The organism is Microvirga sp. CF3016, assembly GCF_036314085.1.
GTDB lineage: Bacteria > Pseudomonadota > Alphaproteobacteria > Rhizobiales > Beijerinckiaceae > Microvirga.
Genome location: NZ_JAYGGM010000004.1, coordinates 338297 through 350255 on the forward strand (window position 1 = coordinate 338297; position 11959 = coordinate 350255).

An 11959-nucleotide genomic window follows, 5' to 3' on the forward strand; every position below is an offset into this window, starting at 1 on the left:
GCCGCTGCAAGCGGCGTCTCGAAGGAGGGTCCAGAGGGCACTGGAGACGCCCTGATCCTTCGAGACGCGAGCAAGCTCGCTCCTCAGGATGAGGGCTGATGTGCCGGCCTGAATTCCGAGCGATGCTCAGCGGCGGCGAGCCCGGCGGGTGTTGGCCTGCACCGTGTCGGACACGGCCGGTCCGGTCGCCGCGCCGATGGCGCCGCCCGCCACGGCGCCGACGGGTCCTGCCACCGCACCGACGCCGGCACCGACGGCCGCGCCGCCGACCCGTTCTTCCGTGGTGGTGCAGGCCGCGGCCGCAAGGCCGAGGAGCGCGACGAAAGCGAGCTTCTTCATGAAAACCTCCCGAGACAAACGGAACACAGACTCCTCTCGCATCCGGAGAGGGCCCGCCGCTTCCGCATTCGTGCGGGCGTTCATCTAACGCGCTCCCATGGACAAGGTTCAGGACAATAGTCGCACCGTCGCCCTGCGGATGCTGGCGGCGAGCGTCGGCGCGGCATTCTTCACGGTTTCGACCCGCGCGTCGGGCAGCATCGGGAAGGTCACGACCGAGATCTCCCACAGGTCGAGCTTCTCCAGCCGGCGCAGGCCCGTGGGGCGCTCGGCCCGGGCGCGCTCGACGCGAAAGCCGATGGAGAGCCCGTCGACCGCGCCCTCGCGCATGAGCGCATGGATCTCCCTGGCCCGCTCCACCGCGAGATTGAGCTTGCCGCGCACGCGCAGACCCCGCCGGTCCTCGGCGATGACGAGCCAGCGCCCGATGGGCTGGCCCGGATCGTGCTGCCAGAGCAGGCGCACATCCCGGACGCCGCGCTTGCGCAGACTGTCTGAGAACGCACCCGGCATGACCACGTCCTTGCCGAGATCGGCGGCGCCGAACAGGCTGGCATAGCCCTCGAACACGCCGTCCGCATCGACCGCGTTCAGCGGCTCGGGCAGGAACTTGCGCTCCTGGATCGTGGAAAGGCCGGGGCTCATCGCGCGGCTCCGCGCGCTTTCACCCTCGCTGGTTTGGCATCGAGCCTTTCGAGCTGGCGCACGAAGTCGCGGAAAACGAGGGCGGCGCGGTGCTGCCCGTCCCGCGCGGGTTTCGACCTGCGGGCGGTGAAGCGGGTCATGAGGGATCTCCCGAGTGACGGCGGTTGAAGAGGGACAGCTCGCGCACGAACGCGTCGAACCGGCGGTTGGCCGCGAACAGGTCGCGCAGGGTCATGGCAAGCAAAGCGGACGCCCCGCTCGCCCAGACGAACAGGGCGAGATGGGCAAGATCCCCGCGCCGGATGACGGCCTCGGTGATCTGATCGAACATGTTCATGATTTGTTCTCGCAAAGAAACTCCGTTGAAGAGTGGGTGTGAGACTAAGGGGGTTTGGATGTCATCCCGGTCGGAGCGCCAGCGGAGGAGAAGAGGGATCCACTCGCAAGTTCAGCGCTATGACCGCACTTCGCGCGCCGGGGAAGACATCCACCACGTCATGGCCGGCCTTGTGCCGGCCATCCCGATGCTGTGGAGCGCGGCGCCCTCCCGATCGAGATCACCGGCACAAGGCCGGTGATGACGTCGAGGATATGACATACCCAGCGGACGGAACGGGAGCAGTGCTTTTCAGCATCGCTCTCCCCACTGGCCTGCGGCCGCCGCAAACAACACCCTCTCACGTCATGGCTGGCCTCGTGCCGGCCATCCCGATCGTGTGAAGCACCGCGTCTTTCTTGATCGAGATCACCGGCACGAGGTCGGTGATGACGGGGATCCGGCGACAGTCGTTCGTTTCACCTTCACCTCCCCTTCCCGCCCCCAGCTCGCCCATACCCCACCGCCTCGCGCTTCTCGTCGTCGGTGAGGAACGCCGCCGCCGAGACGCGCCGCCACAGGCTTTCGCGCTCGTCGGCCAGCGCCTCGATGGCGTCGAGGTCCGGTTCGAGCCGCAGCGCCTCGCCGAAGGCCGGCGCCAGCCAATGCGACAGGGATTCCGCCGTGCGCTTCACGAGCGGGATCACCGTCTGGCGGTAGAAGGCGCGGTTGGCTTCGGCGTAGTTCGCGTGCGTGCTGTCGCCGGGAAGGCCGAGCAGCAGGGGCGGCACGCCGAAGGCGAGCGCGATCTCCCGGGCGGCCGCGGCCTTGGCCTCGACGAAGTCCATGTCCTTGGGCGAGAGCGACAGGGGTCGCCAATCGAGCCCGCCTTCGAGGAGCAGCGGGCGGCCGGCATTGCCGGCGCCCTGGTAGTTCGCCTCGAGCTCGCCCTTGAGCCTGTCGAACTGCGTGTCCGTGAGGCTCGCGCCGCCGACCACCAGCGCCCCCGAGGGCCTGGCCGCATTGTCGAGGAGCGCCTTGTTCCAGGCACCCGCCGCGTTGTGGATGTCGAGGGCGGTCGCGGCGGCTTCCATGGGCGAGAGGCCGTAATGGTCGTCCGCCGGATGGAACAGGGTGAGATGCAGGATCGGGGGCAGGGCCTCGTCCTCGCGGATTGCGAAGCGCACGGATTGCGCGCCGACCGCGTATTCGTACGCCGCCGGCCAGCCGTCGGCGTCGGGCACCACGCGCATCCGGTCGGGCCGCAGCGCATAGAGTTCATGGGGCACGCCGTCGAGGCTCACCGCCTCCACATAGGCGTTGCCGGACACCATGAGATGGCCGTAGAGGCTCTCCAGGAAACGCTGCCCGCCCTCGTGGGCATTGGGCCGCGCGAGCAGGGACAGAAGCGGATGGGTTGCCAGCTCCCGGCCCTCCCCCGTGAGCACCAGCGGCAGCGCCGCCGCCGCCTCCGAGACCAGACGCACGGCGCGATGCACCACGGCGTTCTTCTGGAAGCCCTCGCGGGAGAGCGCCGCGTAGTCTCGCGGCGTCCACACGGCGCGTCCGGCCACGTAGAGCGCGATGGCGCTCTGCACGCGCGAAGCCTTGGCCTCGGGCGGCGCCTGAAGCCAGCGGGTCAGTCGGTTGAACATGGGAAACTCCGGTATTCCGGGCAGGCGCGGCCAATGGCGCGCCGCAGACATACATTGTATAACATTGCCGACTCAGACTCCTGGGTCTCCCAAAGGGACTGAATCATGAACGACAAACAAATCCTGGCTGGAGAGCTGCTGCTGGTTGCCGTCTTCGTCTTCGCCGGCCCCTATAAGCTCCTGAATGTCGACTTCTTCGCAGCGTATTGGTCGAAGGCCGGCATCCCCGCCGCGTCCGCTGCTCTTGTGATCGTCCTCAGCCTTATCGAGCTTGCCTGCGCGGTTGCGATCGCGGTCGGCTTCAAGGTGCGTCTTGCGGCGTCCATTCTGCTGGTCTTTCTCGTTGTCGCCATCGCGGTCTTCGACGATTTCTGGAATGCCAGCGGCGATGCCTTTTTCGCGAAGCTCGAGATCTTCTTCCTGTACTTGAGCATTGTCGGCGGTCTTCTCATGCTGAGAGCCACCGGACCGGGCCGTTATGCGGTCGAGCGTGCCTGACGTTGGAACGTCATAGCCGGGCCTTGTGCCGGTGATGACGGGGTGGGTGTCATTCCCGGCCGAGATGGCGAAGCCATCGCAGGGGAAGGGAATCCATGCCGCCGAGCCTGTGACTGGATCCCCTTCCCGCACTTCGTGCGCCGGGGATGACACGCTTCTCAACGGCTCCAGCAGCAAAGCTGCCCGCCCAGGACTCACACTGGCGACAACTTCCGCACCCGGTGATGAAGAAGGCGGCAATTCCGGTGGCGTTGTCATTGGACGGTCACAGGCCGCGAGGTAGTCTTGAGACGTTGCAGGGGCAATCCGGCGACATTCACGCGCCAGCCGAGCTGGTTTTCCCACTCGGCTGGCGCGACCATCAGTTTCTCGAGCTCTGTCGTTCTTTCTCCTATTCGGGACGACATGAGGCAGATGGCGGGGCGGATCGGCACGGATGGACTGCCATCCGCCCCGGCCCTGCAGCGAAACCCCACCCCGTCGAAAATTCGTCCGTCGTGTCGCCATGCTCCTTTGGAGACAGGCGCCGCCCGAAAGGCTCACCCCATCAGGAGACGTTGCGGATCGCCCGCCGCCGCTTAGCTTAACGGCGGTGGCTCCTTCCTTTGCCCCTACGGGAGTCACGGCGCCCCGGCCGGAGATGTGCGTGAACACCGTCCTTCGGCTGGGGCGTTCTATTTCGACTCGAATTCGACAGGTGTCATTCCCGGCCGGAGCGTCAGCGGAGGGGAAGGGAATCCACGATGAAGCGCAACGCTATGGATCCCCTTCCCGGTCCAACGGACCGCCGGGCATGACACCGCTCGTATCTGATGTCGCCCTCACAGCATCCGCACCCGCGGCTGCCGCCGCTCCTGCAGCATCAGGTCGGTCAGCGCCCAGACGAGCGCGTCCAGGCGGTCGGGCGAGCGGCCCGAGGTGAGGCCGCCGGGACCGAAGTCGCAGAGTTCGTCCTCGAGCTCCGGCAGAGCGCCCACATGGCGCACGCGGTTCTGCGCGTAGAGCACGGAGACCGGCTCCGCGCGCAGATACTTGCCGCGCGTGGCGCGCACGCTGACCACGGGCACGGACGGATCGACCTCGCGGATCACGCCGGTCGCCATCTCGCCGCCCTGGTTCGTCTCGACGACGAGCGCATCGGCCTCGAGCCGTCGATAGAGCGCCACCGCCTTCGCGGCCCAGTCGGGCGGCCTCAGGCTCGATGCCGTCGCGTCCTCCAGCACGTAGGCCGTGCCGCCCTCGTCCACGCCCGCCGCGACGATCCCGCAGGCATCGGCGCGTTTCGACGACGAGGCCGGCGGATCGACCGCCACGACGATGCGCGTGAGCGGCGGCGCGGACGGCACGCGATTGTCCTCGATGATGTCGCGCGTCCACAATGCATCGGGACGATCCTCGATGATGTCGCCGTCGAGTTCCTGCCGGCCGAGGCGCGTGCCCGCATAGCGGCGCATGACGGTGTCGAGAAAGACGGGCGCCAGGTTGTCCGCGTTGTCGGAGGTGCGCACGCGCGACACGGCCACCGACGGGTCGGCGAGGAAGCGCTTGATGAGCGGGATCGGCCGTGGCGTCGTGGTCACCATCTGGCGCGGATGCGCGCCGAGGCGAAGGCCGTACTGCAGCATGTCCCAGGTCTCGTCCACGTGCCGCCACTTGGCGAGTTCGTCCGACCAGGCGGCGTCGAATTGCGGACCACGCAACGAGTCCGGATCCTCCGCCGAGAACACCTGCGCGACCGCGCCGTTCGCCCATTCGAGCTTGCGCAGGGACGGCGACCAGGCAGGCCGCTCGTGACGCCCATGGATGGCGAGAATGCCCGCAGGCCCCTCCACCATCACGTTGCGCGCGTCCGAAAAGGTCTCGCCGATCAGGGCGATGCGCCGTGAGGCCTGATGGGCGAAATCGGGAGCCCCGAGCGCGATGCCGCGCACCCATTCGGCACCGGTGCGGGTCTTGCCCGCCCCTCGCCCGCCGAGCATGAGCCAGACCGACCAAGGCTCGTGCACCCGCGCCAGGCCAGGCAGGCGCTGCTCGGGCCGGCAGCGGATCGGCCAGTGTCGCAGCACCTGTTCGAAATCGTCTTCAGACCAGGATGCCGTCGCATCCGCGAGCCTCCTCTTCCGCGATAACCCGGTCAAGATGGTGAGCAAGTTCGTCGCGCAGCGCGTGGAGGCTGCGTCGTGGTGTGTCGTGGTGCCCGTGTTCATCGAGCGGTGAGCCTTCCTGTTGCAGGAGGGTCCGGGCGGCCGCCAGCGTCTTGGCAAAGGAGGCGAGCCGGCGGGCCGTCTTGTCGTGATCCTTGGCGCGTCCGGTGCGCTGCTCGTCCATGAGCGCGTCGATCTGCGCCCGCGTCGCCTGGGCGAGCGCCCGCGCCGCGTCGTTCACCGATGCGGCGGCCGCCTTGTGGAGACCGGCCACGCCGCCTTGGTCCTTCACGCCTTTGCTCAAGGCGTTCTCGGCGAGCACGGCATGGCGCGGCGGCCAGCCCCAGAGCTGACGCTTCCGGGTGAAGCTGCTCGAACTGATGCCGAGGAATTTCTGGATGTCCGGCAGATGCTTCTCCGGCTCGCGGGCGTAGATCTCCCAGGCCTGCCGCTTCTGCTCGTCGCTGATTTCGATTCTCTGGGGCATGACGATAGCCAATAAAAAACCGCCCAGGCGGGGGCTCTGGGCGGTGGAGGTTGCACCGGAACGGGTGATGCGGGGCTGCATTCACACTTCGTCAGTGTTCACGTTTTGTACTCTAAGAGCGTCACGCTGTCAAGGCGAAAATTCCTGCCCGGTCCCATCAGGCCCAGTCCGCGCCGCGGATCTCCGTTCGCGAATGTTCCCGCAGCCCAGGAATTAAAGGATAATGTGACGCTTTTCCCGGACCGAAATCAGAACAAGCCGTCAATGAACGGGAAACCCGTTTTCCGTTCCATGCAGGGGAAGAATAGGCCACTTTCCAGGGGCGAATGCCCGTCACCCCACCAGCCGATTCGGCTCACCGCTGGAGCGGCGACGCGAGACTCATGATTCGGGACACGAGCTCGGCCTGGCGATTCGTCTGCGTCTTGCGGTAGATCGCTTCGAGATGCGTCTTCACCGTCGAGCGCGCGAGGCCCAGAATGTCGGCGGTGTCGGCCAGGGTATGGCCCTGAAGAACCTGGCCGAGCACCTGAATCTCTCCGGTCGTGAGCTGGTACAGGGCAGCGGCGCTCGACAGGGGCGTCGTGAGCGCCGCCTCGGGCTCGCGCAGCAGCAGGAGAATGGGACTGCCGATCTCGTCCCCGGCCTGCTCCAGCGCCGCCCCGGTGACATGGATCGTTCGGCCTGCGGCATCCGTCAGGAAGGCATCGATGCCTCCATGCATCTTCCTGACGCTGAAGGACACGAGCGTGCTCATGAACTTCACGGCCTCGGGCGTCATCCCCATCAGGCGGCCACCGTATTCGCGCAACAATTGCTGCGAGGCGAGCTCCGCATCGGCGGCTTGGTTGCAAAACAGAATCGTGCCGTCGGGCTCGACGATGAGTGCCGGCGTCGCCAGCGCATCGAGAGCTGCGCGCAGGGTCGCAGCCTCCACCAGCTGATGCCCGATGACACCCGAGATCTCGACGGCGCGCTTGATGTGCGGCGAGAGCAGCCGCGCCAGTTCGAGATCCTGATCCGTGAAGGGGCCTTTGGCTTCGCTGCCCACGACACCCCAGGAGGAAAAGCTTGTCACCGTCCGCGTCAGCGGCGCGAGGACATAATCGTACAGTCCACGGCCCGCCAGGCAGCTACGCCAATAGCGGCTCTGGTGAAGATCGGGGTAGTCTCGTGTGGTGCACAACGGCTCGCAAAGAGGGGCCGTGAGCCCGATGGAAAGAGTCGGGTTGATTCGGGAACTCGCTTTAACACTCTCAACGAGATCGTTCGGCCAATTGTAGACGGCCGCATTCGTCAACCTGGGCTCGAGCGGGTGGATCACGGTCAGATCGCCCATGTCACCGCCGAGCGCCTCCGTGATCTCCCCCAGGACAGCCGGCCACAGGCTCGCATCGAGGGCGCAGTCGTAGATGCGGCCGATCAGGTCGGAGAAGGCTTGGTCCGGCTTCATGGATTCCCCCGGAGGTGACATCGACGGCGACGTGCGCAGGAGCACATCCTCGCAGCCTAACCGAGATCGAATCGACCACCCTCCGCCAAATGGCGGAGGACGTTCCCTTTCGTCAGCCCCATCATCATCCGCGAGCGCTCTCCCTTGATTCGAACCCTCGAGGACGGAGCGGCCTTCGGGCCGGTTCACGCCCTCACGAACGGCACTGCGAAGGAGCAGCAGATGAGACATGCGCTACTGGCCGTCACCATCGGCCTCATCGTGACGACGTCGCAGCCGCAAGCGGGCGAGACGGTCCTCGACGTGGAGAGCGAATGCAGATCCATTGCGGAAAGGGACGAGACCGGCTGCGGCTGCCAGGGCCGCTTCTACGCAAGCAAGTTCGGTCCCGACGAAGGCGCGGTCGCGCTGCATCTCGTGAGCCGCAGCTACGTGAGCGAGCCGCGTTCCGCGGTGACCGCGCTCTACGAGCGCTTCGGGGCCGAGACCCTCAACAGGGTCTCGGCGAGAATCCTGGAGACACGGAACGAGGTCGTCGCCTTTTGTCCCACGAGCATGCACGTCGCGGACTGAGCATGCCGGTCACGCCAGCCGATGCGGCCCTGCTCGTGTTCACCGTCTGCAACACGGCCAGGATCCTGGCCTATCTGCCGCAGATCGTGAAGATCAGCCGCGACACGCAGGGCGCGGCGGCCATTTCCTACACGACCTGGGTGCTCTTCGGGGTATCCCATCTCTCCACGGTCGCCTATGCGGTGCTGGTGGTGGATGACTGGCGCATGGCGGCGGTCTTTGCCGCCAACACCCTGTGCTGCGTCGCGATCGTGAGCCTGACGGCCTGGAAGCGCCTGGACTACGGGCGACGCCGGGGACATGCCGGGCGGGTGAATGCGTATCCGAACGCCGAGGCGCTTCCGGAGCGTCGGTGAGACAGGCCCGCCCGGCGACATCAATGTCGCGACGATGGGAACTCAGTCATGATCCTGGGCTGGATCGACATCATCGGCTATGCCGCCTCGGGCCTGACCCTGGCGACCTTCGCCCAGCGGACGATGCTGCCCATGCGCATCATGGCGGTCGGCGCCAATATCTGCTTCATCGGCTACGGGGCGATGGGCCAGTTCATCCCGGTCCTGGCCCTGCACGTCATCCTTCCCCCGGTCAACGTCGTCAGGCTTCGGGCGCTCCTGAACCAAGCGCGGTGCAGCGTGATGGCGTCGGACCCGGGAGGAACCGATCAACGAACGCATGCAGGCCTCTCCAGCGGCCTTATGTGAGACGGCGTTGTTCGAGATCCCGTCCCCCTCAACCGATCCTCACGTCCACGGCGATCATCTCGTGGTCTGAAACCGCCCTGCCCTCCTCGTCCACGGCCGGGACGATCTGAGGATTGGTCGCCTCAAGGCCGCGCACGACGATCCAATCGAGCTTGCCGAAAGGCGGCTCGTGCTTGTTACTCGGACCCGGCGTCTGGGTCGGGAGCGGGAGATTGGCACCGGCCCAAGTAAATCCCGCCTGCGCGAGATCGGCGAAAAGCGGCTCGTAGCGCTCGGGCGCATCGAGCAGCAGATGCCGTTCGTCCTCGCCGCGCGGCAGGGCCTTGGTGTTGAAGTCGCCGCCGATCACGCAAGCCTCGCCCGGCGCGATCGCCTTGAGCGCCCGGAGCAGGTTTCGGATCTGCGCCTGCCGGTCGGCCGGATCGGTCTTGCTTTCGAGATGGGTGGCAACGACCCACAGGGGTTTGGCGGCACCGGCGACGCGCGCGGCGAGCGCCATGCGTCCGCCGATGCGCCTCTGCGCGCCCTTGAAGCCTGAGAACCACAACCCGGCCTCCTCCAGCGGGATCAGGTGCGGCGCCTCCAGGGCAAGGCCGGTCACGATGGCGTTGCCATGCAGGCTCGAAACGTTGCGCTCGCCCGCATGCGCGCGCATCTCGCTCCGGTCCCCGAGATCGAGTTCCACGAACTCGGCGCCCAAGAGATAGCCCTCGCCGGTGCCCGCGGTCAGGTCGCGCAGATTGTGCGTGTTGCCGGAGCGCGCCATGCCGCAATCGACCTCGCTCAGGAGCGCGATGTCGGCGCGGGCCTGCTGCAGGAGGCGGCGGGCGGCCGGGCGATTCTTGAGGCGTTCGGCGTTGAAGGCGGCGATCCTGATCGTGCCGGGACAGGGCCGGACCCGTTCGGGCGGCCCCTGCTCGACGGCCTGAAGGGCCTCGATCTCCTGCAGGAGGCGCGCGTGCCCGTCCTCTCCCCGCAGCGAGGCGCGACGCGCCTCGTCCAGGAGGGAGGCCTCCGGAACGGGGAGATTCGAGACGACGCGGTCGGTCACGGCGCGCATGGTGCGGGAGGTCCTCGAACAACAGTCTCGGCCCTTGCGAATTAGGGCGCCATGCCTTTCGCCAGGTCTTCGCCGTTCGGAAATTTTTTGCTCGACCTTCGGGAACTTTTTTAGCCAAGCTCCGTTATGTGTGCGCATCAAGCCTTGCCGGGAGGAAGCCCATGATCTTTTGGGCTGCTATCGTTGCGCTCGCCACGGGCGCATTCGTCTATGTCGGCGATCTCTCTTCGGCCCTCGTCAGCCTCGCTGAAATCGCCGGCGTCGTTGCCTTGTTCACCCTGATCTGCGCGGCGGAAGTCTTCAGCATCCCGAAGAACCCGACCTTCGAGAAGGGTCACGCCCAACCTGAAGCCTAAGGCTCTCGCAGCGCCAAACCGTTTGCTTGAGCCGGTCGGGAAGACGAAACATCGCGCCTGACGTCTGATTGCAAAGCAATTTTGCGAAACGCTGGATCATTGCCTTTGGCATGCTCGTTATTATGTTTCATTGCATGAGCATGCCCAGCCCCGCTTTGGATGTAGCCATAGAGATGGAGCCACCCGCCGGCGAGCACGCCGTGTCGGTCTCCGGTCATCCCCGGGGCGCCCTGGACGGCGCCTTGGAGCAAGCCCTTGTCCCCGGCATCGAAGCGGAGGTCCAGGCCCGCCTCTTGACGGTGCTGGAGGGTATCTCGGATGCGTTCTATTCCCTCGATTCCGATTGGCGCTTCAGCTACATCAACCGGGCGGCCGAGAGCTGTTTCGGCGCCTGCCGCGATACCATGCTGCGGAAGAGGATCTGGGACGTGTTCCCCGAAGCCGCCGGGAGCGACTTGCGGCGGCGCTACGAAGAGGTCTTTGTCTCGGGGAAACCCCTGTCCTTCGAGTCTGGCGCCCTAGGCCGCCAGGGACACTCCCTGGAATACCGCGTCTTTCCTTACGACGGCGGCCTCGGCGTCAGCTTCCGCGACTGGACGGAGCAGCGCCGGGCGGAGGAAATCCTGCGCGAGAGCCAGGCACAGATCAGCGCCCTGGCCGACAATCTGCCGCTCGGCATGGTCTATCAGATGGACAACGGCGTCGGTTACGAAGGCCGACGCTTCATCTACATCTCGGCCAGCTGCGAGCGACTGAACGGGATTCCAGCTGAGAAGATCCCGGACAATCCGCAGCTTCTCTTCGATCTCATCCTTCCGGAATTCCGCGAGCCCGTCGCCCGCGCGCAGATGGAAGCCCACGCGCAGTTCAAGCCTCTCGACATCGAGTTCGCCATCCGTCATGCCCGAACCGGCGAGATCCGCTGGCAGCGGATCGTCGACGCCCCCCGGACCCTGCCGGGCGGTGTGATCGTGTGGGACGGAATCCAGATCGACATCACCGATCAAAAGCGTGCCGAAGACCATCAGCGGCTTCTGATCAACGAGCTGAATCACCGGGTGAAGAACACGCTCGCCACCGTGCAATCCCTCGCGGCGCAGAGCTTTCGCGGCATGAAGACCTGGGACGCCCGGGATTTGCTCGCCGCCCATGCGTCCTTCGAGGCCCGCCTGTTCGCGCTGTCCCGCGGCCACGACATTCTCACCCGCGAGAACTGGGAGAGCGCCGGCATCGCCGAGATCGTCGGGCAGGCCTTCGCGCCCTATCGCGGCCTCTCGGACGACGGACGGCTGCATGTGGAGGGGCCGGATCTGCGCGTCGCGCCCCCCATGGCGCTGAGCCTGTCCATGGCCCTGCACGAACTGTGCACCAACGCGGTCAAGTACGGGGCCCTGAGCGTGCCCGGCGGCCGCGTCCGCATCGCCTGGGCGGTGCCGGAAACCGCAACGGGCCAGCGCCTCGCCCTGCACTGGGAGGAGCGTGGCGGTCCCCCGGTCGTCGCCCCGGTGCGCCAGGGCTTCGGAACGCGGCTGATCCAGGACGGCCTGGCCCGGGAGCTGAACGGCGAGGTGCGCCTGACCTACGGCCCCGACGGGGTCAGCTGCGCCATCGATGTGCCGCTTTCGTGAGCAGGATCAAGGTCTTTATCAAAAGGCGCGTAGATCATTAGTCGATAGTGGCGCCAGGCTTCTTGCGGACGCAACCGAATTTAGTGTCAATAGGGCCCAAG

The 11959-nt window shown here is 66.4% G+C and carries 15 protein-coding genes; 6 read left to right on the forward strand and 9 right to left on the reverse strand.

Features of this window, described 5'->3' with window-relative positions; all coding sequences use genetic code 11:
- Nucleotides 1-126: 126 nt before the first annotated feature.
- The 5 genes from VB672_RS08125 to VB672_RS08145 form a co-directional block, all read right to left on the reverse strand.
- Nucleotides 127-339 carry a hypothetical protein gene (locus VB672_RS08125; RefSeq protein ID WP_329783670.1) on the reverse strand — a complete coding sequence of 71 codons (213 nt, stop codon included), beginning with the start codon at nucleotides 337-339 and terminating at the stop codon, nucleotides 127-129.
- 108 nt (nucleotides 340-447) lie between these two features.
- On the reverse strand, nucleotides 448-984 hold the full coding sequence (locus tag VB672_RS08130) for an HK97 family phage prohead protease (RefSeq protein ID WP_329783671.1): 537 nt from the start codon (nucleotides 982-984) through the stop codon (nucleotides 448-450).
- Nucleotides 981-1124, reverse strand: a complete 144-nt coding sequence (locus VB672_RS08135) for a hypothetical protein (protein WP_329783672.1) — start codon at nucleotides 1122-1124, stop codon at nucleotides 981-983. The genes VB672_RS08130 and VB672_RS08135 overlap by 4 nt, the downstream gene beginning before the upstream one ends.
- Complete coding sequence (locus tag VB672_RS08140) at nucleotides 1121-1321, reverse strand: hypothetical protein (RefSeq protein ID WP_114945504.1); 201 nt, start codon at nucleotides 1319-1321, stop codon at nucleotides 1121-1123. Before VB672_RS08140 ends, VB672_RS08135 begins: the two co-directional genes overlap by 4 nt.
- A 464-nt stretch (nucleotides 1322-1785) precedes the next feature.
- Entirely contained in the window at nucleotides 1786-2955 is a 1170-nt protein-coding gene (locus VB672_RS08145; protein WP_329783673.1) for a phage portal protein, read from the reverse strand.
- Nucleotides 2956-3060: 105 nt separating this feature from the next.
- Here VB672_RS08145 and VB672_RS08150 point away from each other — a divergent pair, with 105 nt between their 5' ends.
- Entirely contained in the window at nucleotides 3061-3453 is a 393-nt protein-coding gene (locus tag VB672_RS08150; protein WP_329783674.1) for a DoxX family protein, read from the forward strand.
- An 821-nt stretch (nucleotides 3454-4274) separates the two neighbouring features.
- On the opposite strand, the gene VB672_RS08155 is transcribed toward VB672_RS08150, so the two are convergent.
- The 3 genes from VB672_RS08155 to VB672_RS08165 all read right to left on the reverse strand — a co-directional run bounded on the left by VB672_RS08155 (nucleotide 4275) and on the right by VB672_RS08165 (nucleotide 7537).
- The gene (locus tag VB672_RS08155) at nucleotides 4275-5519 is read right to left on the reverse strand and encodes a DNA-packaging protein (RefSeq protein WP_442931950.1); all 1245 of its coding nucleotides are present in this window, start codon (nucleotides 5517-5519) and stop codon (nucleotides 4275-4277) included.
- 16 nt (nucleotides 5520-5535) lie between these two features.
- Nucleotides 5536-6084, reverse strand: coding sequence for a hypothetical protein (locus VB672_RS08160; RefSeq protein ID WP_329783675.1), 549 nt, complete (start codon nucleotides 6082-6084; stop codon nucleotides 5536-5538).
- A gap of 355 nt (nucleotides 6085-6439) precedes the next feature.
- Entirely contained in the window at nucleotides 6440-7537 is a 1098-nt protein-coding gene (locus VB672_RS08165) for a helix-turn-helix transcriptional regulator (RefSeq protein ID WP_329783676.1), read from the reverse strand.
- Between the two features lie 222 nt (nucleotides 7538-7759).
- On the opposite strand from VB672_RS08165, the gene VB672_RS08170 reads away from it, so the two are divergent.
- The 3 genes from VB672_RS08170 to VB672_RS08180 are packed head-to-tail and all read left to right on the forward strand — an operon-like array spanning nucleotide 7760 to nucleotide 8814.
- The gene (locus VB672_RS08170) at nucleotides 7760-8110 is read left to right on the forward strand and encodes a hypothetical protein (RefSeq protein ID WP_329783677.1); all 351 of its coding nucleotides are present in this window, start codon (nucleotides 7760-7762) and stop codon (nucleotides 8108-8110) included.
- A 2-nt stretch (nucleotides 8111-8112) separates the two neighbouring features.
- A complete protein-coding gene (locus VB672_RS08175; RefSeq protein ID WP_329783678.1) occupies nucleotides 8113-8466 on the forward strand; it encodes a hypothetical protein in 354 nt (117 codons plus the stop codon).
- Between the two features lie 48 nt (nucleotides 8467-8514).
- Complete coding sequence (locus tag VB672_RS08180) at nucleotides 8515-8814, forward strand: hypothetical protein (RefSeq protein ID WP_329783679.1); 300 nt, start codon at nucleotides 8515-8517, stop codon at nucleotides 8812-8814.
- A gap of 28 nt (nucleotides 8815-8842) precedes the next feature.
- Here the strand turns inward: VB672_RS08180 and VB672_RS08185 are convergent, their stop codons facing one another.
- Nucleotides 8843-9874: an endonuclease/exonuclease/phosphatase family protein gene (locus VB672_RS08185; RefSeq protein WP_329783680.1), complete on the reverse strand. Its 1032-nt coding sequence runs from the start codon at nucleotides 9872-9874 to the stop codon at nucleotides 8843-8845.
- 161 nt (nucleotides 9875-10035) lie between these two features.
- On the opposite strand from VB672_RS08185, the gene VB672_RS08190 reads away from it, so the two are divergent.
- Complete coding sequence (locus VB672_RS08190; RefSeq protein WP_329783681.1) at nucleotides 10036-10230, forward strand: hypothetical protein; 195 nt, start codon at nucleotides 10036-10038, stop codon at nucleotides 10228-10230.
- Between the two features lie 173 nt (nucleotides 10231-10403).
- Nucleotides 10404-11858, forward strand: a complete 1455-nt coding sequence (locus VB672_RS08195; protein WP_329783682.1) for a sensor histidine kinase — start codon at nucleotides 10404-10406, stop codon at nucleotides 11856-11858.
- The last annotated feature ends 101 nt before the right edge of the window (nucleotides 11859-11959 follow it).